The organism is Microbacterium sp. Yaish 1 (assembly GCF_002245215.1).
Classification (GTDB): domain Bacteria; phylum Actinomycetota; class Actinomycetes; order Actinomycetales; family Microbacteriaceae; genus Microbacterium.
This window is the reverse complement of sequence record NZ_NPMR01000001.1, coordinates 808,927-831,383: the sequence shown is the minus strand read 5'-3', so window position 1 is coordinate 831,383 and position 22,457 is coordinate 808,927. Positions and strand designations below refer to the sequence as shown.

Here is a 22,457-nt window from a genome sequence, read left to right as displayed (position 1 = left end):
ATGGCAGTGAGCGTGCGGGATGTCGCGGTCGCGGCATCCGTTTCGGTGGGGACCGTCTCGAACGTCCTCAACAATCCGACGCGCGTGTCGCCGGAGATGGTCGCGCGCGTGCAGCAGGCCATCGCCGACCTCGGGTTCGTGCGCAACGATGCGGCGCGGCAGCTGCGGGCCGGGCGGAGCCGATCGATCGGTCTCGTGGTGCTCGACATCGGCAACCCGTTCTTCGCGGAGGTCGCGCGGGGCGCGGAGGAGCGTGCGGCCGAGAGCGGCATGGCCGTGCTGCTCAGCACGAGCGACGAGAAGCCCGAGCGCGAGTCGGCGTACCTCGACCTCTTCCGCGAGCAGCGCGTCAACGGCGTGCTCGTGACTCCCGCGAGCGACGACCTCGAACGGCTGCGCGGGCTGCAGGCGGCGGGTGTGCCCGTCGTCCTCGTCGACCGCGAGATACCCGACGACGTCTTCGCCTCGGTCTCGGTCGACGACGTCGAGGGCGGGTACCTCGCCGTGTCGCACCTCTTGGCGCGCGGGCGCCGGCGTATCGCGTTCGTCCGCGGGCCGGTGTCGATCCGTCAGGTCGCCGACCGTCTCGAGGGTGCGCGGCGCGCGGTGGCCGAGGTCGCCGGCGCGCGCCTGGAGGAGATCGCCGTACCCGCCCTGTCGGTGCTGCACGGCCGCGCCGCGGGCGAGAGTCTGCGTGAGCGACGCGGGGAAGACCGCGTCGACGCGGTGTTCGCGGCGAACGACCTGCTCGCCGTCGGGGTGCTGCAGGCCTTCGCGGTGCTCGGGCAGCTACGCGTACCCGAGGAGGTCGCCCTCATCGGCTACGACGACATCGACTTCGCGTCGGCCACCGTCGTGCCGCTCAGCTCGATCCGCCAGCCCGCGCACGAGATCGGATACCGCGCCGTCGACCTCCTGTTGCGCGGCCTCGACGATCCCAGCGGCGAGCACGAGCGCCGCGTGCGCTTCCGTCCCGAGCTCGTCGTCCGCGACTCGACCGGCTGAGCCCTCGGTTCCGCTCTTGACCAGCGGTGAGAGTGCAGATCTGCACGGTGCTGGGTCGCCGTGACCGTGCATTCGCGCGTCCTCGGTGCGAGGCGGGGCGGGGCGGGGCGAGGGGGGTCAGAGGGGGGACCAGGTGGTGGGGGAGAGAAGGGTGGGGGAGGGAAGGGTGGGGTGGGAGCGGGGGGTGGTCACCGTGAGCGTGCGGGGGCGGGTGTCGAGGTTGGCCGCCAGCACCGTGATCTCACCGCGATGCTCGGCGCCGATGGCCCAGACGAGGCCGTCGGGGCTCGCGCCCGACAGCAGCTCGGAGCCCGCGAGCCCGGCAAGGGCCGCGATCGCCTCAGCGACCGGCAGCGCCGTGCCATCGGCATCGACGATTCCGCGCGGACCCCACGACTCGAAGAACGTCAGGCTCGCGACACCGGGAACGGCGAGAGCCGCGGCACTCGCGATCGTCCACGCCGCGAGCTCGGCCGCGCGCTGCCGCGGGTCGTCCGCATCGGTCAGGTGCGTGCCGTAGCCGGCCGACAGATCGGATGCCGCGGGGCGCGGCGGCGCCGTCGTGGCGACGTCGTTGAAGTGCGGCCGCAGGGTCACGGGGCCGACGTGCACCGGCACCCCGCCGCCGATCTCGACCGCCTGCGTCGCGACCAGGCGCTGCATCGCGAGCGACTCGACGAGCTGCTCGGTGTCGCGGCTGTGGAAGAGCGGGGTCACGCTGAACGTCAGGCCTGCGAGATCCCGCGGCAGGCGGTGCTGCTCGCGGTTGAGCTCGGTGAAGTGCGAGCGGACGCCGCCGACGACGGGCACGGCGAGGCCCGAGCGTTCCAGCGCGCCTCGGAGCAGCGCGACGGCCGCCTCATCCGACACGTGCCGAGCAGCTCCGGAGGGCTGGAACGCCGCCACCCGGGTCACACGATGACGACCGAGCGCAGCAACCGCGCCGGAGAGCGCCGCGGCGATCGCGGCATCCGCGTCATTCGACACCCCCGCCTCGGCGGGCAGCACGAGCCGGACGTCGAGGGGAGGGCCTTCGGATGCCGCGCGCTCGAGCGCCGCCGGCCACCCCGGCCACGCCAGGTCGAGCTCGACGAGCGTGCTCGCCGCGCCGCCGGTCCCGATGCGAGCAGGCGCAGGCGCGGGGTCGGGCGCGGTCGACGCGCTCAGCCCGATCGCGGGGAAGACCCCGGCACGCCGCAGCTCGATCACGGCGTCGGCCGCGGCATCCCCGATAACGTCGCCCTCGGCGGCGACCCCGACCGGCACGGCACCCCGCGTCGGCGCGGCCTCAGCCGTGACGGTGATCTGCTGCCGCACGCGCTCGCCCGCCGCGACCGGGTACGGGAACGGCAGGGCGAGCGGCCGGCTGTAGACCTTGAACGAGGCGTCGGTCCAGTTGCGCTGGTCCTCCATCTCGAACACATCGCCGTCGAACGCGAGCCCGACATCGACGCCGCCGTCACGCCACCGCAGGGCCGCGATGTCGAGCACCGGCTGGTGGGGGCTGATGGCGACCGGAAGCGCCGTCTGCGACACCCCGCCCGTGCTGTGGGTCACCGAAAGCCCGGCCCCGGCCGCCGAGGGCGGGATGAGGGCGACGAGGCCGGTGCGGTTCGTCTCGATGCCCGTCGCCGCCTCGAGGTCGCACAGCACCCGCAGGCTCTCGCCGCGGACCTCGGCGCGGATGACGCCGCTCAGCGGCATCCGCTCGTCACCGGTCCGCACGTGCAGCATCAGGCTGGTCTCGCCGGCGGTGACACGGTCGACGACGAGGTCGACCGTGTTCCAGTCGCGGTCGCGGACGACGGCCCGGATGCTGCGCAGCACCCGGCGGCCGTCCCATCGGATGTCGGCGAACTCGTCGCCGCGCAGCTCGAACTCCCATGCCCCGACCCGTCGCCGGTCCGCCTCGTCGCGCCCCCACATCGTCGGCATCCTCAGAGGGTCGTCATGCCGCCGTCGACCGAGAACGTCGCCCCCGTCGCGAACGAGCCCTCGTCGCTCGCGAGGTACACCATGATGCCGGTGACATCGGCGGGGGTGCCCGCCCGGCCCACCGGGATGCGCGAGACGATCGCCGCCCGCGACTCGGGGTCGTCGCTGATGGCCGACACCAGCGGTGTCTCGGTGTACGCCGGTTGCACGGTGTTCACCCGGATGCCGCGATCGGCATACGCCGCGGCGACGGTGCGGCCCAGCCCGTGCACGCCGGCCTTCGACGCGCTGTAGGCGGTGAACGCCCACCCCTCGCCGTTGACGGCGGTCGGGCTGCCGGTCAGGATGATCGACCCGCCGCCGCGCGACACCAGCGCCCGCACCGCGTACTTCACCGTCAGGAAGGTCCCGGTGAGGTTGATGTCGATCGTCCGCCGCCACACGTCGAGGTCGAGGTCGGCGGCGGGTGCGTCCTGTCCGAAGAGCTGCACGCCGGCGTTCGCGACGACGACGTCGGGCGTCCAGCCAGCCGCCTCGAGCTCGGCGAAGGCCGCCGCGACGGCGGTCTCGTCGGAGATGTCCATCGTCACGGCGCGCGCGAGCGGCCCGAGCGCGGCCGCGGCGTCGCCGACCGCCGGCCCGTTGCGGTCGGCGAGCACGACCCGCGCCCCCTCGGCGACGAAGCGCCCGGCGACGGCGTGTCCGATGCCCATCGCAGCGCCGGTCACGAGCGCCGTCTTGCCCTGCAGTCTCGTCATCGTCGTCGTCCTCAGCGCTCGATGTGGTCCAGGTGCAGCATCCGGGCGAGGTTCTTGTCGAGCTCGTCGTCGCGGAAGATCTTCTTCCAGTCGTCCTTGATGATGCTCTCGCGACCGTAGTCCATCGCGATCAGGCACGCATCGCTGAACGGGTTGTCGCCGCGCAGGCCGTTCGCGAGGGCGACCTGCGTGTGGCCGTACAGGATGCTGCGGGCCGCGGCCTCGGGCACGCCCATCGTGTGGATCGCCTCGTCGAGCGCCTCGTTCAGGAGCGAGCCGATCATGCAGGCGACGGTCTCGACGAGGGTCGGCTCGAGCTGGGCGAGCTGCTTGATCGTCACCCAGTGCACGTCGATGACGGGGGCGTAGATCGCGCGCACGGTCTCTTCGACGATGCGCTTCTTGCCGGGGTCGTCCGACTCGATCGCGGCGATCGCGTCCTGTGGGGCGGCGATGCCGCCGAACGTGTCGGCCCACTCCTCCTTCGTGGTCCGCTCGAGGAAGACCGACGGGTGGCACGGGTGCGCGACGGCCTGGATGACGTCGTCGCGCGTCGTGAGCAGGCCCGCGTAGGCGGCGGCCGGGTCGAGCGTCAGCACGATGGCGCCCGGCTTCAGCTGCGGGACGAGATCGGCGGTCACCGGTCCCAGCGCGAGGTCGGGCACGGCGAGCACGACGATGTCGGCGTCGGCGACCGCGGCGGCGGCATCCGTCAGCTCGCGTCCGGCGGCGATCGTGCGCTCGCGCCCGGCCGGGGAGTTCTCGACGTAGAAGACGGTGTGGTCGGTCTTGACGAGGTTGTTGGACACGCGCATGCCCATCTTCCCGCCCGCTCCGACGACGGCGATCGTGTGGCTCATCAGGTGCTCCTCAGGTATTCCAGGGTGGCGCGGGTCCAATCCCGCTCGGTTCGGACAGTGGTCTCGGCATCGCCCTGCCAGGGCAGCCAGTGCTCGACGATCTCGTTGACCTCGCGCCCGCCTACCCCGCGCTCGCGCGGCCTGACGGTCTCGAGCAGATGGGGGTAGTCGTGCAGGCCCTCGCCCATGCGGGTTCCGGTGAAGGTGAATCCCACCCATCCGGGCTGCCGGGCGAAGGCGAAGTCCTTGACGTGGATGTTCGTGACATACGGCGCGGCGAGCTCGACGGTCTCGCGCGGCAGCTCCAGGCGCGCGACGACGTTGGCCGGGTCGAGGCACACGCCGAGGGCGGGGCTGTCGATGGCCGCGATGAGCCGCGCGAGATCTGCGGTCGACACCTGCTCGTAGGTCTCGAGCGCGAGAGAGACCCCGGCTGCCTCGTACGCGGGCAGGATGCCGCGCAGCCACGCCTCGGCCTCGGCCAGCGTCGGGCGGGAGTCGGGGGCGTAGATCATGCTGCGGACGAGCCGCGCGTCGAAGACCGCAGCGAGCTCGAGGAAGCGGGTGAGCCGCTCGGGGGTGACCCCCTTCGTGCCGACCTCGATGGCCAGGCCGAGGTCGCGGGCCGCGGCGGCCGCATCGCGCAGCTCGATGTCGTCCATGACCTCGAGCGGGGCGTAGTCGCAGATCTGGAACAGGTCGACGCCGAGCTCGCGGGTGCGCTCGAACGCGCCGACGAGCGACAGGGGACGCGGGGCACGATCCGAGTGCTCCCACAAAAAGGCATAGGTGCCGAGGCCGATCACGGGGTCGCTCCGTTCTGCGTGCTGCGGGATGCCGCGAGCTCGGCGGCTTCGTCGATGACGCGGCCGAAGGCGGCGGCGTCGTGCGCGAAGCGCCCGAGGAAGAGGCCGTCGACGGCACCCTCGAGCCGCGCGAGCAGACCGGGGCCGGCCGAGCCGCCGTAGATGACGCTGGATCCGACGCGCGCGGGGTCTGCGTCGAGGGCTGCCCGGAGCGCGCGGCTCACGGCGACGATGTGCGCTGTCGGCGCGGGCTCGGGGGCACCGATGGCCCAAACCGGCTCGTACGCCACGACGACCCGGCCCGAGGGAGCGCCCGCGAGGTCGGCGCGGAGCTGGGCGACGGTCGTGCGCGCCGCGGTCTCGGCATCCGTCCGACCCGACTCTCCGATGCACAGCACCGGGGTGACGCCGTGTCGCAGGGCCGCCGCCGCTTTGGCCGCCGTGATCTCGTCGGTCTCGCCGAAGAGGCGCCGGCGTTCGGCATGGCCGATCTCGGCGAAAGCACCGCCCGACTCCGCGACCTCCACTGCGGTGATCTCGCCGGTGTAGGGGCCGGGTTCGTACGCCGAGACGTCCTGGACCCCGACGCGGATGCCGGCGGGGGCGAGGTAGTCGCGCGCGTCGTCGAACTGCAGGTAGGTGGGGATGACGAAGACCTCGACGGCGCCGTTGCGCACGGCCTCATGGGCGCCCACGACCGCGGCGACCTCGCCGAACCACACACGGGCGGCGCGTCGGCCGAAGTACGCCTTGAGGCTCACCCCGACGGTCACGGGCGTCATCAGCAGGATCCGGTGCTCTCGTACCGGTCGATGACGGCTACCTTCTCGGCTGAGGCGGAGGAGGTGTCGAAGCGGTAGGTCAGCCACTCGCGGACGAGGCGGCGCGCGAGCTCGATGCCCACGACCCGCTGGCCCATCGTCAGCACCTGCGCGTTGTTGGAGAGCACCGCGCGCTCGACCGAGAACGAGTCGTGCGCCGTGACGGCGCGGATGCCGGCGACCTTGTTGGCTGCGATCGCGACGCCGAGCCCGGTGCCGCAGATCAGCAGGGCGCGGTCGGCCTCGCCGCGTGCGACCCGCTCGGCGGCCTCGATCGCGACGGTCGGGTAGGGGGTGTGGCCGTCGGCGCCGACGCCGACGTCGACGACCGACGCGACGCCGTCGCTGGACTCGAGGTCGCGCTTGAGCACCTCCTTGTAGTCGAAGCCGGCGTCGTCGCAGCCGATGACGATGCGGAGCGGTTCGGTCATGACGGGGTCCTCTCGTGGTGGGTGAGCACGTCGCCGACGGCGGTGACGATGAGCGCGAGCGAGTGCGCGCCCGGGTCGGGTGTGCCGACGCTGTGCTGGCCGTGGGTGCGCGCCCGGCCCATGCGGGGGAGCAGAGCGGCGGTCGCGGCAGCGGCGGCCGACGCGGCGGATGCCGCCGAGCGCCAGGCCTCGGCGAGCGTCGCGCCGCCCGCGACCGCGGCCGTGAGCTCGGCGCTGAAGGGCACGAGGGCGTCGACCATCGTCTTGTCGCCGAGCTCGGCCTTGCCGTACGACATCACCCCGCGGGTCGCGGCGGCGACACCGTTCGCGGCGGCCGCGGCATCCGGTCGCCCCGTGTCGCCGAGCGCGCCCGCGACCGAGGTGAGGATGACGCCCCACAGGGCCCCGGACGTGCCGCCGGCGCGGTCGGACCAGGCATCGGCGGCGCGGGCGAGCGTCGTGGCGGCGCCGGCCCCGGCGGCCGCGCTCTCGTGGGCGGCAGCACGCGCGGCGTGCGAGCCGCGCTGCATCCCGATGCCGTGGTCGCCGTCGCCGGCGATCGCGTCCATTCGTCCCAGGTCGTCGACGTGCGTGTCGACGGCCCCGGCGGCGGCGTCGACCACCTCGACGATCAGGCGGGCGACGGACTGCGATTCGCTGTCGCCGGGGACGATCGCGGTGGCGGTGTCCCCGGTGTCGGCATCGGCGGCCGTCGCCGTGGAGCGACCCGAGGCCTCGGGCGCGACGGAACCGCGGCGGTATGCCGGGGTGTCGACGGGGGTCTCCCACAGTTCGGCGAGCTCGTCGTCGAGCCAGAACAGCGTGAGCGAGGTGCCCGCCATGTCGAAGCTCGTGCAGTATTCGCCCACGTGCGGGTCGATGATCTCGAGGCCCGCTTCGGCGAGCAGCTGGGCGATGCGCCGGTAGACGACGAACATCTCCTCGTGCTTGAGCGAGCCCAGGCCGTTGAGGAGGGGCACGACGCGCCCGTCCGCGCCGTCGGGGCGTTCGGCGAGCAGCCTCGACACGAGCAGCTCGGCCAGCCCGTCGGCGGTCGGCACCGCGGCCTCGTCGATGCCCGGCTCGCCGTGGATGCCCAGCCCGATCGCCATGCGCCCCTCGGCAACGCTGAACAGCGGCGCGGGGGCGCCGGGAAGCGTGCATCCCGAGAACGCGACGCCGAACGAGCGCGTCCGGTCGTTCGCGAGGCGCGCCACCCGCGCGACGCCCGCGAGGTCGTAACCGGCGGATGCCGCACCCGCGGCCGAACGGAAGACCGTGAGGTCTCCCGCGATGCCGCGCCGCCGGTGGGTCTCGTCGGCCGATGCGCTGGCGATGTCGTCGGTGACGGCGACCGTCTCGCACGCGATGCCTTCGGCGCGCAGCCGCTCCTGCGCCGCGTCGAAGTTCAGCACGTCGCCGGCGTAGTTGCCGTACGAGAACAGCACGCCGCCGCCGCCGTGGGCGGCGCGGGCGACGGCATGGATCTGCTGCGTCGAGGGCGAGGCGAAGAGGTTGCCCATCGCGGCGCCGTCGGCCAGGCCCGCCCCCACGAGCCCGCCGAAGGCCGGGTAGTGCCCCGACCCGCCGCCGACGACGACGGCCACCCGGCCCTCGGGGGCGGGGCTCGTGCGGACCACGCCGCCCGGGACGCGCCGGACGTAGCGCGCGTTGGCCGCGACGAAGCCGTCGATCATCTCGTCGGCGAAGTCGGCCGGGTCGTTCCACAGGCGGGTCATCGTGTCGCGGGCCCGTTCTGCGTCGCGGAGACCGTCTCGCCTGTGTGCGGGACGGCCGCGGGAGCCATCCGGTCGCCGCGAGCGAGCAGCACCATCAGCACGGCCGAGACGAGCATCATCACGCCGACGATGATCATCGGCACCTCGTAGCCCCCGGTCCAGTCGCGGACGGCGCCGGTGATGTAGGGCGCGCTGAACCCGGCGAGGTTTCCGACGGTGTTGATCAGGGCGACACCGGCGGCGGCCGCGGCTCCCGTGAGGAAGCGGGTGGGCAGGGTCCAGAAGTTCGGCAGGGCGGCGAAGATCGCGCACGCGGTGACCGTGATGACGGCGATCGTCGCGGCGGGCGAGCCGGCGAAGAGCGCGAGCGGGATCGACACGGCGCCGGCCACCGCGGGCACCGCGATGTGCCAGGTCTTCATGCCGCGGCGGTGGGCGTCTCGCGACCACAGGACCATGACGATCGCGGCGGGCAGGTACGGGATCGCGGTGATCAGGCCCTTCTGGAAGACGTCGAAGGTCTGGCCGGTCTGCTCCTGGAAGCCCTCGATGATCGTCGGGAGGAAGAACGCGAGGGCGTAGAGGCCGTAGATGAAGCCGAAGTAGATGAACGACAGGGCCCACACGCGTCCGCTCCCGAAGGCGAACCGTGCCGAGACGTGCTTCTCGCGCGCCTCGGTCGCCGACCGCTCGGCCGCGAGAGCTCCGGTGAGCCAGGTCTTCTCGTCGGGCGTCAGCCACGCGGCATCCGCGGGGGAGTCCTTCAGGTAGAACCAGGCCACGACGCCGACGATGACCGCGGGGATCGCGACGCCGAGGAACATGAACCGCCATCCCTCGAGCCCGAAGAAGACGCCGTGCTGCTGGATGAGAGCTCCGGCCAGCGGGGCGCCGATCACGGTGGTCAGCGGCTGTGCCAGGTAGAAGAGCATGAGGATGCGGCCGCGGTAGCGCGAGGGCACCCAGAGGCTGAGGAACAGGATCGCTCCGGGGAAGAACCCGGCCTCGGCGACGCCGAGCAGGAAGCGCAAGACGACGAGCTGCTCGAAGTTCTGCACCCACGTGAAGAGCACCGCGACGATGCCCCAGCTGACCATGATGCGCGCGAGCCACTTGCGGGCGCCGAACCGGTGCAGGGCGAGGTTGGAGGGCACCTCGAGCAGGATGTAGCCGATGAAGAACACCCCCGAGGCGAACCCGAACTGCGCGGCGCTCAGCGCGAGGTCGTCGTTCATGCCGTTCGGGGCGGCGAAGCCGATCGCGGTGCGGTCGAGGTAGTTGATGAAGAACATCAACGCCACGAACGGCACGAGGCGGATCGCGACCTTGCGGATCGCGGAACGGGCTACGGGGGATTCCGTTTCGGAAGAGGTGTCCACGCTGACTTCCCATCGTCGGTTGCGCGATGGGTTGCCTCATCGCTCGGCTAGTTTGGCAAACCGGTTGACCAATTGCAACCCGAGGCGCGCCGGGTAGGTTTGTCGTCATGCCCGCCTATCGCTCCGACGGATCGCCCGACCTCGCGGCATCCCTCGCGGCGCTCCCGGCGCGCACTCCCGTCTCGGAGGTGGCTCGCCGCCTGCTCGACCTGTTCACGTCGGGCGATGTCGCCCCGGGAACGCGGCTGCCTCCGGAGCGACAGCTCGCCGCGACGCTCGAGGTCGGCCGGTCGGCCGTGCGCGAGGCGCTCGCCGCCCTCGAGATCCTCGGCATCGTCGACGTGCGCCCCGGCTCGGGCACCTACCTGCGCGGCGCGGCGAGCGAGCTGCTGCCGCAGACGCTGCGGTGGGGGCTGCTCATCGGCGAGCGGAACACGCACGAGCTCATCGAGCTGCGCTCGGGGCTCGAGATCTACGTCGCCCGCCTCGCCGCGGCGGCGGACGGTTCGGGCGACCTCGAGTCTCACGTCGAGCGGATGCGGTCGACGCTCGCCGACCTCGGCGCGTTCGCCCGCGCCGACCTGGCGTTCCACCACGAGCTCGCCCGCATCGCCGGCAACGCGATGCTCATCGATCTGCTGCACGTCGTGCGGTCGCTGCTGCAGGTCTACGCCGACCGTGCGGTGCACGACGACGAGCAGGCCCGACGCGCCCTCGCCGAGCACGAGGAGATCGCCCGGGCCGTCGCCGCCGGCGACGAGGACGCCGCAGCCTCGGCCATGGCGGCCCACATGGCCACCGCCGCCCGCCGCATCGCCCCCTGACCGCCCGCGGGCCCGGGGTCAGTCGGACAGGCGGGTGAGGCGGACGGCCATGTACGGGCGGCCGGGAAGCTCGACACGCAGCTGGCCGCGATGCTCGCCGGGAACGTGCTCGACGGTCATGTTCCAGGTGTCGATGACCTCGACCCGCCACGCCCCTTCGTCGAGGATGACGTTGCGGAACCGCGGGCGGTTGAACCCGAAGTAGCCGATCTTCACGGCGCCCGCGACGCCGCCCCACGGCACGTCCCAGTCGCTCGGCAGGGGATCCCACACCCCGGTCGGCGACTCGGACTGGAGGCGCTCGAGGAACGCGATGCGCTCGGGAGACGAGCCATGCAGCTCGCCGCCCTTCGACCACCAGAGGATCTCGTCATCGCGGCCGTGCGCGGGCGGGTAGTAGGTCTCGCCGTGGCCGACGTAGCCGCCGCGCACCGCGCCCTCCCAGAATCGGCGGGTCATCTCCTCGCCGGTGATGTTGCCCCAGCCCTGGTCGATGTCGCCCTCGTAGGCGCACTCGTCGATGACGACGGGCTTCCCCCACTGCTCGCGCCACTGGTCGGTGTTCTCGGCGGTGCGGTACACGTCGACCCGCTGGATGCTCACGTGCGTGATCCAGGGCTTGTCGTAGTCGTAGACCGGCCGGCAGTTGTGGATGGAGTTGAGATGACCGAACGCGTCTTCCTCGCCCACGACGGCCGCGAGCCGCTCCCAGTCGTCGAGATCCTTCGACCACAGCAGGTCGTACTCGTTGGCCATCGACCACCACACGTTCGCGTACCCCGACAGGCGGCGCACGACATAGCGCAGGTACCGCTCATCGACGGCGGGACCGAGGTCGGCGAAGCCCCACCGGTCGTAGGCGTGGAAGAGGATGACGTCGGCCTCGATGCCGAGCTCGCCGAGCTGCGCGATCCGCTTCTCGAGCCGGCGGAAGTGCGCGGGATCGAAGCGCTCGAGATCGAACCCGTCGGCGAGGCTGCCGGCGAAGGGGAAGTCGGCCGGCTCGTCGCTGTTGTACAGGTACGACTTCGGGAAGACGCACATGCGGAGCTTCGCGAAGGATGCCGCAGCGAGGGTCGACAGCGTCTGCTCCTGCAGCTCGTCGGGCTGGTGCGTCCAGGCGTACGCCGTCGTCCCGAGCGGACGGTGCCGCGTGCCGTCGGCGTGCCGGAAGTGGAAGCCGTCGACGCGAACCGGACCGTGCGAGCCGGCCCGCGCCGCGCCGACCTCGAGGCCGCCCGTGATGCCGTCGAGCGAGCGCGCCGTCGACCGGGTGCGGAACCTCCAGGTCCCGACCGTGTCGGCCAGGGCACGGATGACGTAGACGCCGTCGCCGTCGTAGAAGCCGCCGACCCGCACCTCGGCCCCGTCCCTCTCGAAGACCGCGTCGAGCTCGACGTCGACGAAGGGGTTGCCGTGCGCCGGCCCCGTCAGCCGGATCTCGATCGGGTCCCACAGGGCTGCGCTCGCCGGTACGTCGATCGACGCCGACCCGCGCGCGACGTCGTCGCCCTCGTACGCGGGGTCGGGCTCGACCGCCGGCGCGTAGGGCGGGCGGGGCGCTCCGCTGCCGACCTCGGCGAGAGCCGCGAAGAAGCGCTCGCGCTCGGCGAGGTCCTCGAGCGCCGGCACGATCGCGACGAGCTGGCCGAGACGACCGCCCCGGAACTGGGTCGCCATCGGCGAGGCGGCGACTCCGGGCATGTATCGCTCGAGGATGGCGCGTGCGGCGGGGTCGTCGAGGGCTTCGCCGAAGGTCGTGGCGCGGTCGAACATTCATGCCTCCTGGGCGGGAACGGGATCGGGAGGTTGGGGCAGGTCGGAGTGGGGCGCGGGTCAGCGCGCGGTGGCGTCGCGGATGGCGGAATCGACCGCCGCGAGGAGATCGGGCGGGCTGAACATGAGTACTGAGCTCACCGTCCGGCCCGCGCCCCAGCGGGTCTCGTCGCGCACGGCCGGCACCCGATCGGGGGCGTGGCGCTCGAGCGCACCGAGCAGCGCGTCGTACGCCCGCGGGTCGTCGATCACATCGGCGAGCGATGCGCTCAGGCCGTCGAGCGGGCGAGACTCCGACGGGGTTTCGGCCGGGAAGCGCCACTCGTGCGTTCCCGACCCGACCTCGGTGCTCAGCCCGGGCAGGTCGACGTCGGCGCGCGTGTTCGGCGGTACGGCGGCGGTGACCACGATCTCCCCGCCATCGCGGCGCCAGGCCACGCTCGCCTCGCCGTACGGCGTGAGGTGGCGCGCCGAGGCGTGGTCGAGCGAGCGCAGCGGGCGGGGAGCGATCCGGATCCGCCGATAGCCCGGGGCTGCCGGGGCGAGCCCCGCGACCGTGCGGTGCAGCCAGTCGGCGACCGCGCCGAGGGCGTAGTGGTTGAACGACGTCATCTCGCCCGGGTTCACGCTTCCGTCGGGCAGCAGCGAGTCCCAGCGTTCCCAGACGGTCGTCGCACCGCGCGTGACCGGGTACAGCCACGACGGGCACTCCGTCTGCGTGAGGAGGCGCTCCGCGGCATCCAGCCGCCCGCCCTCGGCGAGGGCGTCGGCGACGAGCGGTGTGCCGACGAACCCGGTGCCGATGCGGTAGCCGCCCTCGCGGACGAGGTCGGCCAGCCGGGTCGCGAGGGCCGCGCGCACCGGTGCGTCGACGACGAGGTCGAACTCGAGCGCCAGGGCGTAGGCGGTCGGGGCATCGCTGACCATCCGGCCGGCGGGGGTGACGTACTCCGCGACGAAGGCCTCCCGGCTGCGCTCCGCGAGCGCGCCGTAGTGAGCGGCATCCGCGTCGAACCCGAGCAGCGCGGCCGCGTCGGCGACCTGTCGCAGCGAGCGGGCGAAGTAGGCGCTCGCGACGATGTCGGAGTCGACCTTCGCCTGCCCCGGCTTGTCGGGGGGAGCGGCGGGGTCGAGCCAGTCGCCCAGCTGCATGCGTCCCGCCCACAGCCCGCTGTCTCCCGCATCGGCGGCCACCGCATCGACCCACGAGCGCATGCTCGCGTACTGCGCGGCGACGACGTCGCGGTCGCCGAAGCGCTCGTGCATCACGGTGGGCACGACCGTCGCGGCGTCGCCCCAGGCGGCGGGGCTCACCCCGAACGCCCCGAAGGCCGTGAGGGCGGCGGGGACGACGACGGGCACCGAGCCGCCGCTGCGGCGCTGCTCGTGAGCGAGGTCGCGCAGCCACGACGTCAGGAAGCCGGCGCAGTCGTAGAGGAAGGACGCCGTCGGCGCGAAGACCTGCAGGTCGCCGGTCCAGCCGAGGCGCTCGTCGCGCTGCGGGCAGTCGGTGGGGATCGAGAGGAAGTTGCCCCGCATCCCCCACACGACGTTCTCGTGCAGCCGGTCGATCAGCGGGTCGGACGAGGCGAACCATCCGGTGCGGGTCATGTCGGTGTGGAGGACCACGGCCTCGATGTCGGCGGGGTCGATGTCGGCACCGGTGATCTCGGCGTACCGGAACCCGTAGAAGGTGAAGCGCGACTCGAGCACGTCGTCGCCGCCCGAGAGATCGAACGTCGCCGTCGCCGCAGCGTTGCGGAGCGGACGCAGCGCGAGCTCGCCGTCCTCGAGCACCTCGGCGTGGCGGATGACGATGCGCTGACCGGTCCGGCCGCGCACGCGCAGCCGCAGCCTGCCGACGAGGTTCTGGCCGAAGTCGAGGATGCGCCCGCCCGAGGGCGTGGTGAGCACCTCGGCCACCGGGAGCGTCTGGGTGCGGCGTACCGGCGGAGCGATGCGCGCCTCGGGCGTCGGCACGTTCTCGTAACCGGGGCGAGCCGCCGCACCGACCCGCGCCGGCGAGAAGGCGGTCGCCGTGCGCGCGAGATCCTGGTGCTCGCCCGCGTAGATGCCGGACGCGACGACGGGCCCGTCGCCCGCGGCCTCCCATCCCGCGCCGGTCGCGGCGAGCGTCTCGACCGTGCCGTCGTCGTAGGTCATCCGCAGCTGCGCGAGGAACGAGGGCTGGTCGCCGTACAGGCGATCGGCGAACGCGAAGAAGCCGTACTTCTCGGTGTACCAGGCGCCCGCGAGGGTCGCTGACAGCTCGTTCTCGCCGTCGCGGACGAGATCGGTGACATCGACGGTCTCGTGCACGAGCCGATCGCGGTAGGCGGTCCAGCCCGGGGCGAGCACCTCGTCCGAGACGGCGACGCCGTTGATTTCGGGCTCGGCCGACCCCAGCGCCGTCCAGAACAGGATCGCGCGGGCGACGGGGCGGGCCGGTCGGAACCGGGTGCGGACGACGGCGGGCTGCGCCGGGCGCTCCGGGTCGGCCAGCCCGACGGGCTCGGCGACCCACTCGTCGTCGGCGAGGAAGGCCGCGGCGACGACGAGGTCGTCGCTCCACGGGGTCATCGTGCCCGAGGCGCCCTCGACCCGGATACGCACGCGCCTCGTCTCTCCGGGCGCGAGCGGGGCGAACGGCCACGGCACGAGCGCGCTCTCGTCGTGCTCGAGGGCGACCGGGCCCGAACCGTCGTCGATCTCAGCGCGTCGCTGCATCCAGTCGGACTCGTCCGTGCGGACGGTCCAGCTCAGCCGCGGTGTCGGGGTGGCGACGAACGCGGTGTCGTCGCGCAGCTCGGCACGCAGCGTCGCGATCGCGGCGCTCATGCGTCGCCCAGGATGCGGCCGAGCCGGGCGGCCAGCGCCACGGCGCGCGGATCGGCGCCGCCGGGCCAGGGGCCGCGGGCGATGGTCCAGGCGAAGGCCAGACCCGTCTCGGGGTCGACGCAGGCGAGCGCACCGGCGGCTCCGTCGTGCCCGAACGCACGCGGGCCGCCGAAGGCGAGCTGCTGCGAGGGCTTCTGGAAGACGATGGCGTGCGCGCGGTCGTGCTGGTGGAGCACTTCGTCGTAGCCGCGGACCTGCTGCTGGCCGATCGTGGCCACCGTGTCGGCGCCCAGCACCGGTGCGGCATCGCCCAGCCCCGTGACCATGGCCGCGAACAGGCGTGCCAGCCCGCGGGCCGACCCGGTACCGCTGCCGGCGGGATGGCCGTAGCGCCAGCTGCGCGGGGAGTTGGCGAGGTCGAGGCCGCCCGCCGGGGGAGCGAACACCCGCGGTCCGAGGGCGGAGGAGGGCCGTTCGGCGGTGTCGGAGACGGGCCGGATCATCGGCAGCACGTCGACTCGACGGTGCTCGAGTCCGGCGGGGAGCCCGAGATGGAAGTCGATCGCGTGCGGTGCGCGGATCTCGGTCTCGTAGAACTCGTGCAGCGTGCGGCCGGTCACGCGGTACACGAGCTCGTCGCCGAGGCTGCCGATCGTGATGGCGTGGTAGCCGAAGGCGCTGCCGGGGTGCCAGTACGGCGTCGCGTCGGCCAGCCGCGCGGCGGCGGCGTGGTGGTCGAGCAGCTCGTCCCACGTGAGGGGATCGTCGGTCTGGGGGAGGCCGGCCTGGTGCGACAGCAGCTGGCGGACGGTCACGGCCGCCTTGCCCTTCGCCGCGAACTCGGGCCAGTAGTGCGCGACGCGCTCGTCGAGGTCGATCTCGCCGCGTTCGACGAGCAGGCCGACCGAGAGGCCGATCGTGTTCTTGGTGACCGAGTACGGCACGATGACGGACTCGCCGCCGAGGTGCGGACCGCCCCACGCGTCGAGCACCGTGCGGCCGCGGTGGATCGCCGCGACCTGGAACGACAGGTCGGGATCGGCGGCGAGCATCCCCTCGAGCTCGGTCACCACCTCGGCGAGACGGTCATCGGCCTGCCCGTGCAGGATGCCGGTCAGCTCGGTGGTCGGCTCTGCGGTCGACTCGGTGGTCATGCGGAAACCTCCCACTCGGCGGTGAGCGGGAGCTCGGCCGCCGATGCTCCCGTGTGCAGGGTATACGTGCCGGGCTCGACGACCCAGGCGCCGTCCCAGTGGGCCAGGCGACGCGGGGCGACCGCGATGTCGACCGACACCGTCTGACCGGCCTCGGCGCGCGCGACGGCGAAGCCGACGAGCCACCGCACCGGCCGGTCGACGGCGGAGCCGGGCCGCTCGGCGTAGACCTGCACGACCTGCTTGCCGGCGCGATCACCGGTGTTGGTGAGCGTCACCGTGAGCGTGTCGCCGTGGCGCTGCGCGGCATCCCACCGCCAGGTCGTGTAGCCGAGTCCATGCCCGAACGCGAAGGCGGGCTCGACGTCGTCGCGCAGCCAGGCGCGGTAGCCGACGTGGATCCCCTCGGCATAGCGCAGGACGCCGTCCGACGGGGTCACCTCGGTGACGGGGACATCGGCCAGTGCGGCGGGCCAGGTCGTGGGGAGGCGACCGCCGGGCTCCGCGGCGCCGGTGAGGATGTCGGCGAGGGCGTGCCCGAACTCCTGGCCGCCGAAGTAGCCCTGCAGCACCGCCGCGACGTCGCCGGCCCACGGCAGCACGACGGGGGATCCCGCGTTGACGATGACGATCGTCGGGGTTCCCGTCGCGGCGACGGCCCGTACGAGGTCGTCCTGGCGGCCGGGGAGGTCGAGGTCGGTCCGGTCGTAGCCCTCGGACTCGACCTTGGAGTTCGTGCCCACGACGACGACCGCGACCTCGGCCGCCGCGGCGGCGTCGACCGCGCGGGCGATCAGCTCGTCGGGATCCGTGCGCTCGGGGGCGATGCCGAGGGTGGCGGAGAACGCGCCGGCGATGGCGCCGTCCCCCGCCCGCGCGAACTCCACCCGGAGGTCGACGGGCGTACCGGCCGTCACGGTGACCGGCACGGTGAGCGAGGGCGGGTTGAGGAACGCGGCGCCGAGGTCGGTGCCCGTCAGCACGGGGGCGTCGTCGAGGCGCAGCTCGCCGTCGACGAAGAGGCGGCCCGGGTTCGCCCCGGCGAAGCCGAGCTCGATCTCGCCGGACTCGGCCGGGGTGAGCCGCGTCTCGTAGACGATCGTCGCGCTCTCGCCGATCGGAGCGTCGCCGCCGAACCACACGAGGGCGGTCGAGCGGCGGTCCTCGGCGAAGATCTCCCCGCCGTCCGCATCGAGGAAGCTCACCCGCATCCCGGGCTGGCCGGTCACCGGGTTCGTCAGCTGCGACAGCGGCAGCTCGGCGACGCCCTCCTGCACGACGGCGCCGATCTCGAAGCGCATGTCGGCCCCGGGGAGGGCCTCGCGCAGCGCGTCGAGCGGCGACACCACCCGTTCGGGCACGACCGTCGCCGACCCGCCGCCCTGCGTCCGGGCGTCGCGGGCGTTCTGGCCGATGACCGCGACGCGGCGAAGCGGTGCGGCGTCGAGGGGCAGGACACCGTCGTTGCGCAGCAGCACCGTTCCGGCGACCGCTGCCTCGCGGGCGAACGCGATGCCGTCGACCGGCGCCGTCTCGCGCGGGGCGCTGTCGCCCAGGGCGCCGACCCGCTCGGCGAGCAGCAGGATGCGCAGCACCTTGCGGTCGAGGTCGGTCTCGTCGACGCGCCCGTCGCGCACGGCGGCGACGAGGTCGGCGTACGCCGGCGCCGGTCCCGGCATGGCGAGGTCCTGTGCCGCGGGCACGGCGCCGAGGGATCGCACCGCGGTCCAGTCGCTGATGACGACGCCGTCGAAGCCCCACTCGGTGTTCAGCGGCGTCTCGAGGAGGGCGTTCTCGGTCATCGTGACGCCGTCGACGGAGTTGTACGAGCTCATGAGGGCCCAGGCGCCGGCATCCGTGACCGTGCGTTCGAAGGGGGCGAGGTAGAGCTCGCGCAGGGTGCGCTCGTCCACCTGCACGTCGACGGTGAAGCGGTCGGTCTCGGAGTCGTTGGCCACGTAGTGCTTGGGCGTCGCGGCGACCCCGTTGTCCTGCAGGCCGCGCACGTAGGCGGCGCCGAGCTCGCCGGTGAGCTCGGGGTCCTCCGACAGACACTCGAAGTGCCGTCCGCCGAGCGGGGTGCGGTGCAGGTTGATGGTGGGTCCGAGCACGACGTCGACGCCCTTGCGGCGGGCCTCGGATGCCGAGGCGGCGCCGTAGCGGTAGGCGAGGTCGGCGTCCCACGATGCCGCCAGCGCGGAGCCCGAGGGCAGGTTCAGCGAGGGATCGCGTTCGTCCCAGCGGGGGCCGCGCACACCCGCGGGTCCGTCCGAGAGGGTCATCGCCCGCAGCCCGATCGCCGGCAGCGGCACCGTCGTCCAGAAGTCGGCGCCCTGGACGAGGGCGGCCTTGTCCTCGAGGGTGAGCTGGTCGAGCAGGGGACGGAGGTGGTCGGTGGACGCGGTCACGGGGACTCCAAGCGAGAGGGGGTGAGGGGGTGGATGCCGGGGCGCCGGAACGGGAGCCCCGGCATCCGTTCAGGCTGCGCCGCGCGCTGCCTCGGACGCGAGGAACGCGCGTCGGGCGGCGCGGCGCTCCTCCTGCCGGTCGGGGTCGGGCACGGGGGCCGCCATGAACAGGCGCTGCGTGTACGGGTGCTCCGGCCGGGAGGTGACCTGGTCGGCGTCGCCCGACTCGACGATCTCGCCGCGGTACATCACCGCGACGCGGTGGCTGACATGGCGGACGACGGCCAGGTCGTGCGTGACGAACAGGTAGGCCACGCCGGTGCGCTCCTGGATCTCGATGAACAGGTCGAGCACGCGCGCCTGCGTCGACAGGTCGAGGGCCGAGACCGGCTCGTCGCACACGATCAGGCGCGGACGCAGCGCGAGCGCGCGCGCGATCGCGACGCGCTGACGCTGGCCCCCCGAGAACTCGCGGGGGAGGCGACTGCGCGCATCGCCGGGCAGGCCGACCTGGTCGAGCAGCTCGCGCACCCGGTCGCGGGCCTCACGAGCGCCGACACCGGCCGCGGTGAGGGGCTCGGTCAGGATCTGCTCGATCGTCATCGACGGGTTCAGCGACGAGTACGGATCTTGGAAGACGACCTGGATGTCGGCGCTGAGGGGGCGCCGTTCGCGCCGGGTCAGGTGCGAGATGTCGCGGCCGTCGAAGACGATCGAGCCCTCGGTGACGGGTGCCAGGCCGAGCGCCGCGCGCCCGAGCGTGGTCTTGCCCGAGCCGGATTCGCCCACGAGGCCCACGGTCTCGCCCGGCAGGATGTCGAGCGAGACCCCCTTGAGGGCGCGGAACGGCTCGGCGCGGAATCCCTTGCCGGGGTACTCGACGACGAGGTCGGAGACCTCGAGCAGCGGAGCGGTCATGCGCTCGCTCCCTTCGTGACCAGCGCCGGGCGGGCGGGACCCTCGTCGAGGATCGCGTCCAGCAGCGCTCGGGTGTACGGATGACGTGCGTCGCGGAAGATCGAGCGCACCGGGCCCTGCTCGACGAAGCGGCCGTTCTGCATGACGGTGACGCGGTCGCACAGGTCGGCGACGACGCCGAAGTTGTGCGTCACGAGCAGCATCGCCATGTGTCGCTCGGCCTGCAGATCGCGGAGCAGATCGAGCACCTCGGCCTGCACCGTGACGTCGAGGGCCGTCGTCGGCTCGTCGGCGATGATCAGGTCGGGATCGGTCGAGACCGCGCCGGCGATCAGCACGCGCTGCGCCATGCCGCCCGAGACCTCGAACGGGTAGGCGTCGAAGGTCCGCTTCGGCTGCGGGATCCCGACGCGGGCGAGCAGGTCGAGCGAGCGCTCGGTCGCCTCCTTCTTCGACAGCCCGAGCGTCGCGCGCAGGGGCTCGACGAGCTGGCTGCCGATCGTGAAGGCGGGGTCGAGGTTGCTCATCGGCTCCTGCGGGATGTAGCCGATGCGCTTGCCGCGCACTCCCGCGTACACGCGGTCGGAGGCGTCGGCCAGCTCGATGCCCTCGTAGGTGATCGAGCCGCCGGTCACCCGGCCGCCGCGGGGGAGGAGCCCCAGCACGCCGAAGGCGGTCTGGGTCTTGCCCGAGCCGGATTCGCCGATCAGGCCGTGCACCTCGCCCCGGCGGATGTCGAGCGAGACGCCGTGCACCACCTCGATGTGCGAGCCGTCGGGCTGGTCGTAGCCGACGCGCAGGTCGCGGATCTCGAGCACGCGCTCGGTCGCCTTGCTGCGCGCGTCCTCGGGGTGGACGATGACGTCGGCGCCCTCGACGACGGGCAGCTCGTCGAGGTCTTCGATGGGCTCGCCGCCGCCGGTCGACACCGAGGTGGTGACGGCGGCGACCGAGCCGGTCGCGGTGGTCACCGCGCGGCGGCGCTTGCGCCGGACGGTGACGGTGCGCTCGAGCTCGTCGCGCATGACGTTGGCCAGGAGAGTGAGCGCGATGCAGGTCAGGGCGATCGCGAGCGAGGGCCAGATCATCAGGACGGGCGTCTTGTAGATGTTCTTGAAGCCGTCGGTCAGCATCGATCCCCACGTCGGGACGTTGACGTCGCCGAGGCCGAGGAACTCCAGGCCCGACTGGATCGCCAGGGCGATGCCGGAGATGATCGCGCCCTGGATGATGATGGGCGCCCGCACCACCGCGAGCACGTGGCGGCCGATGATGCGGCCGTCGCCGAGGCCCGAGACCCGGGCGGCATCCACGTACAGCTCGCCACGCACCGCCGTGACCGCCGCGTAGACGAGACGGAAGAAGGCGGGCGCCAGCAGGATGCCGAAGATCAGCATCGAGATCCATACCGACGGGCCGAGCACGGCGCGCGCCGCGAGCAGCACGACGATGCCCGGGAGGGCCATGTTCAGCTCGGTCACCCAGGTGGCGACGGTGTTGAACCAGCCCTGGTAGTAGCCGGCGATGAGTCCGCTGACGACGCCGAGCACGACGGCCACGACGACCGCGATGAGGGCGGCGGCGACGCTCGTCTGAGTGGCTGCCAGCAGGCGCGACAGCACGTCACGGCCGCTGCCGTCGGTGCCGAGGAGGTGCGCGGCGCTGGGCGGAGCGAGGATGCTGCGGATGTCGGCGAAGTTCGGATCCTGCGGCGCGATCGCGGGGCCGATGATCGCGACGAGGGCGACCAGCAGCAGGAACAGCGCCGACACGACCCCGAGGGGCTTCTTCAGCAGGCGGCGGAACAGACTCACCCGCACGGGGGCGATGGGGACGGCGGGAGGGACGTCGACGGCGGTCATGACAGTCTCACCTTCGGGTTCAGAGCGGCCTGGGCGAGGTCGATCAGGAGGTTCACGATGACGACGATGATCGCGAACGCGATCACGAGGCCCATGACGACGGGGACGTCGCCGAGGGTGGTGGAGCGGACGCTCAGCTGGCCCATGCCGGGGATCGCGAAGATCTGCTCGACGACGACCGCGCCGCCGAGAAGACCGACGAACTGCACGGCCAGGACGGCCAGCGCCGGGCCGCCCGCGTTGCGCAGGACGTGCTTGTAGATGACCGAGCGCATGCCGAGGCCCCGCGAGCGGAGCGTGCGGACGTAGTCGCGCGACATCGCGTCGATGACCGAGCCGCGGACCTGAGCGGCGACCGTCGCGATCGCGCCCAGCGAGAGGGCGACCACGGGCAGGGTCACCGAGGCGAGCCAGCCGGTTGGCGACGTGGTGATGGGCACGTAGCCGGTCGCCTTGAACCATCCGAGGTTGATGGCGAAGACGAGCACGAGGAGCAGGGCGATGAGGAAGCCCGGCACGGCGAAACCGACGAGCGAGAGGAACTGCACGGCCCCGTCGACGATGCCGCCGCGGCGTGCCGCCAGCACTCCGAGGACGACGGCGAGGACGGCGGAGACGATCGTGGCCCCCAGCACGAGCGAGAGCGTGACGGCGAGACGCCCGCTGACGCTCACCGAGACGAGCTCGCCGGTGAACCAGCTGCGTCCGAGGTTGCCGGTGAGGGCGGAGGCCACCCAGTCGCCGTACTGGACGAGCAGGGGGCGGTTCAGACCGAGCTCCTCGGTCTTCTTCGCGACGGTCTCGGCCGTCGCGTTCTCGCCGAGGATGCGGCGGGCGATGTCGCCGCCGCCGGCGTACAGCAGGACGAACGCGAGGAACGAGATCACCGCGATCAGCACGACGCCCGAGAGCAGGCGGCGCAGGATGAATGTGAGCATGATGC

Annotated in this window: 17 protein-coding genes; 2 read left to right on the top strand and 15 right to left on the bottom strand. The window is 72.8% G+C overall.

The window, feature by feature from the left end; translation table 11 throughout:
- The gene (locus CI089_RS03975; RefSeq protein WP_094260360.1) at positions 1-1,005 is read left to right on the top strand and encodes a LacI family DNA-binding transcriptional regulator; all 1,005 of its coding nucleotides are present in this window, start codon (positions 1-3) and stop codon (positions 1,003-1,005) included.
- 117 nt (positions 1,006-1,122) lie between these two features.
- Here the strand turns inward: CI089_RS03975 and CI089_RS03970 are convergent, their stop codons facing one another.
- Genes CI089_RS03970 through CI089_RS03935 form a run of 8 tightly spaced genes read right to left on the bottom strand, consistent with a single transcriptional unit; the run spans position 1,123 to position 9,734 of the window.
- A complete protein-coding gene (locus CI089_RS03970; protein WP_256977467.1) occupies positions 1,123-2,940 on the bottom strand; it encodes a hypothetical protein in 1,818 nt (605 codons plus the stop codon).
- 2 nt (positions 2,941-2,942) lie between these two features.
- Positions 2,943-3,698 carry an SDR family NAD(P)-dependent oxidoreductase gene (locus CI089_RS03965; RefSeq protein ID WP_094260359.1) on the bottom strand — a complete coding sequence of 252 codons (756 nt, stop codon included), beginning with the start codon at positions 3,696-3,698 and terminating at the stop codon, positions 2,943-2,945.
- Positions 3,699-3,709: 11 nt separating this feature from the next.
- On the bottom strand, positions 3,710-4,558 hold the full coding sequence (locus CI089_RS03960; protein ID WP_094260358.1) for a phosphogluconate dehydrogenase C-terminal domain-containing protein: 849 nt from the start codon (positions 4,556-4,558) through the stop codon (positions 3,710-3,712).
- Positions 4,558-5,364: a sugar phosphate isomerase/epimerase family protein gene (locus tag CI089_RS03955; protein WP_094260357.1), complete on the bottom strand. Its 807-nt coding sequence runs from the start codon at positions 5,362-5,364 to the stop codon at positions 4,558-4,560. Before CI089_RS03955 ends, CI089_RS03960 begins: the two co-directional genes overlap by 1 nt.
- A complete protein-coding gene (locus CI089_RS03950) occupies positions 5,361-6,146 on the bottom strand; it encodes a triose-phosphate isomerase family protein (RefSeq protein ID WP_094260356.1) in 786 nt (261 codons plus the stop codon). Before CI089_RS03950 ends, CI089_RS03955 begins: the two co-directional genes overlap by 4 nt.
- Complete coding sequence (locus tag CI089_RS03945; RefSeq protein ID WP_094260355.1) at positions 6,146-6,616, bottom strand: ribose-5-phosphate isomerase; 471 nt, start codon at positions 6,614-6,616, stop codon at positions 6,146-6,148. Before CI089_RS03945 ends, CI089_RS03950 begins: the two co-directional genes overlap by 1 nt.
- Complete coding sequence (locus CI089_RS03940; RefSeq protein WP_094260354.1) at positions 6,613-8,355, bottom strand: dihydroxyacetone kinase family protein; 1,743 nt, start codon at positions 8,353-8,355, stop codon at positions 6,613-6,615. Before CI089_RS03940 ends, CI089_RS03945 begins: the two co-directional genes overlap by 4 nt.
- The gene (locus CI089_RS03935; RefSeq protein WP_094260353.1) at positions 8,352-9,734 is read right to left on the bottom strand and encodes an MFS transporter; all 1,383 of its coding nucleotides are present in this window, start codon (positions 9,732-9,734) and stop codon (positions 8,352-8,354) included. The genes CI089_RS03940 and CI089_RS03935 overlap by 4 nt, the downstream gene beginning before the upstream one ends.
- Before the next feature lie 107 nt (positions 9,735-9,841).
- On the opposite strand from CI089_RS03935, the gene CI089_RS03930 reads away from it, so the two are divergent.
- Positions 9,842-10,558 (top strand): FadR/GntR family transcriptional regulator, encoded by a 717-nt coding sequence (locus CI089_RS03930; RefSeq protein ID WP_094260352.1) that lies wholly within the window; start codon positions 9,842-9,844, stop codon positions 10,556-10,558.
- 18 nt (positions 10,559-10,576) lie between these two features.
- Here CI089_RS03930 and CI089_RS03925 read toward each other — a convergent pair whose 3' ends face one another.
- From CI089_RS03925 to CI089_RS03895, 7 genes are all read right to left on the bottom strand, one after another.
- Complete coding sequence (locus CI089_RS03925) at positions 10,577-12,334, bottom strand: DUF5605 domain-containing protein (protein WP_094260351.1); 1,758 nt, start codon at positions 12,332-12,334, stop codon at positions 10,577-10,579.
- A 60-nt stretch (positions 12,335-12,394) separates the two neighbouring features.
- Entirely contained in the window at positions 12,395-15,172 is a 2,778-nt protein-coding gene (locus CI089_RS03920) for an alpha-L-rhamnosidase (RefSeq protein ID WP_094260350.1), read from the bottom strand.
- Positions 15,169-16,326, bottom strand: a complete 1,158-nt coding sequence (locus CI089_RS03915) for a serine hydrolase domain-containing protein (RefSeq protein WP_094260349.1) — start codon at positions 16,324-16,326, stop codon at positions 15,169-15,171. The genes CI089_RS03920 and CI089_RS03915 overlap by 4 nt, the downstream gene beginning before the upstream one ends.
- Positions 16,323-18,608: a beta-glucosidase gene (locus CI089_RS03910; protein ID WP_256977721.1), complete on the bottom strand. Its 2,286-nt coding sequence runs from the start codon at positions 18,606-18,608 to the stop codon at positions 16,323-16,325. The genes CI089_RS03915 and CI089_RS03910 overlap by 4 nt, the downstream gene beginning before the upstream one ends.
- A gap of 195 nt (positions 18,609-18,803) precedes the next feature.
- Positions 18,804-19,652, bottom strand: a complete 849-nt coding sequence (locus tag CI089_RS03905; protein ID WP_094260347.1) for an ATP-binding cassette domain-containing protein — start codon at positions 19,650-19,652, stop codon at positions 18,804-18,806.
- On the bottom strand, positions 19,649-21,514 hold the full coding sequence (locus tag CI089_RS03900) for a dipeptide/oligopeptide/nickel ABC transporter permease/ATP-binding protein (protein ID WP_094260346.1): 1,866 nt from the start codon (positions 21,512-21,514) through the stop codon (positions 19,649-19,651). Before CI089_RS03900 ends, CI089_RS03905 begins: the two co-directional genes overlap by 4 nt.
- Positions 21,511-22,452 carry an ABC transporter permease gene (locus tag CI089_RS03895; RefSeq protein WP_023952564.1) on the bottom strand — a complete coding sequence of 314 codons (942 nt, stop codon included), beginning with the start codon at positions 22,450-22,452 and terminating at the stop codon, positions 21,511-21,513. The genes CI089_RS03900 and CI089_RS03895 overlap by 4 nt, the downstream gene beginning before the upstream one ends.
- Positions 22,453-22,457 lie beyond the last annotated feature (5 nt).

Bases quoted from the DNA above. Each gene is read 5' to 3' on its own strand.
- CI089_RS03965 (WP_094260359.1), bottom strand. From the start codon at position 3,698: ATGACGAGACTGCAGGGCAAGACGGCGCTCGTGACCGGCGCTGCGATG.
- CI089_RS03960 (WP_094260358.1), bottom strand. From the start codon at position 4,558: ATGAGCCACACGATCGCCGTCGTCGGAGCGGGCGGGAAGATGGGCATG.
- CI089_RS03895 (WP_023952564.1), bottom strand. From the start codon at position 22,452: ATGCTCACATTCATCCTGCGCCGCCTGCTCTCGGGCGTCGTGCTGATC.
- CI089_RS03930 (WP_094260352.1), top strand. From the start codon at position 9,842: ATGCCCGCCTATCGCTCCGACGGATCGCCCGACCTCGCGGCATCCCTC.
- CI089_RS03920 (WP_094260350.1), bottom strand. From the start codon at position 15,172: ATGAGCGCCGCGATCGCGACGCTGCGTGCCGAGCTGCGCGACGACACC.
- CI089_RS03975 (WP_094260360.1), top strand. From the start codon at position 1: ATGGCAGTGAGCGTGCGGGATGTCGCGGTCGCGGCATCCGTTTCGGTG.
- CI089_RS03900 (WP_094260346.1), bottom strand. From the start codon at position 21,514: ATGACCGCCGTCGACGTCCCTCCCGCCGTCCCCATCGCCCCCGTGCGG.
- CI089_RS03970 (WP_256977467.1), bottom strand. From the start codon at position 2,940: ATGCCGACGATGTGGGGGCGCGACGAGGCGGACCGGCGACGGGTCGGG.
- CI089_RS03915 (WP_094260349.1), bottom strand. From the start codon at position 16,326: ATGACCACCGAGTCGACCGCAGAGCCGACCACCGAGCTGACCGGCATC.
- CI089_RS03940 (WP_094260354.1), bottom strand. From the start codon at position 8,355: ATGACCCGCCTGTGGAACGACCCGGCCGACTTCGCCGACGAGATGATC.
- CI089_RS03945 (WP_094260355.1), bottom strand. From the start codon at position 6,616: ATGACCGAACCGCTCCGCATCGTCATCGGCTGCGACGACGCCGGCTTC.
- CI089_RS03905 (WP_094260347.1), bottom strand. From the start codon at position 19,652: ATGACCGCTCCGCTGCTCGAGGTCTCCGACCTCGTCGTCGAGTACCCC.
- CI089_RS03925 (WP_094260351.1), bottom strand. From the start codon at position 12,334: ATGTTCGACCGCGCCACGACCTTCGGCGAAGCCCTCGACGACCCCGCC.
- CI089_RS03950 (WP_094260356.1), bottom strand. From the start codon at position 6,146: ATGACGCCCGTGACCGTCGGGGTGAGCCTCAAGGCGTACTTCGGCCGA.
- CI089_RS03910 (WP_256977721.1), bottom strand. From the start codon at position 18,608: ATGACCCTCTCGGACGGACCCGCGGGTGTGCGCGGCCCCCGCTGGGAC.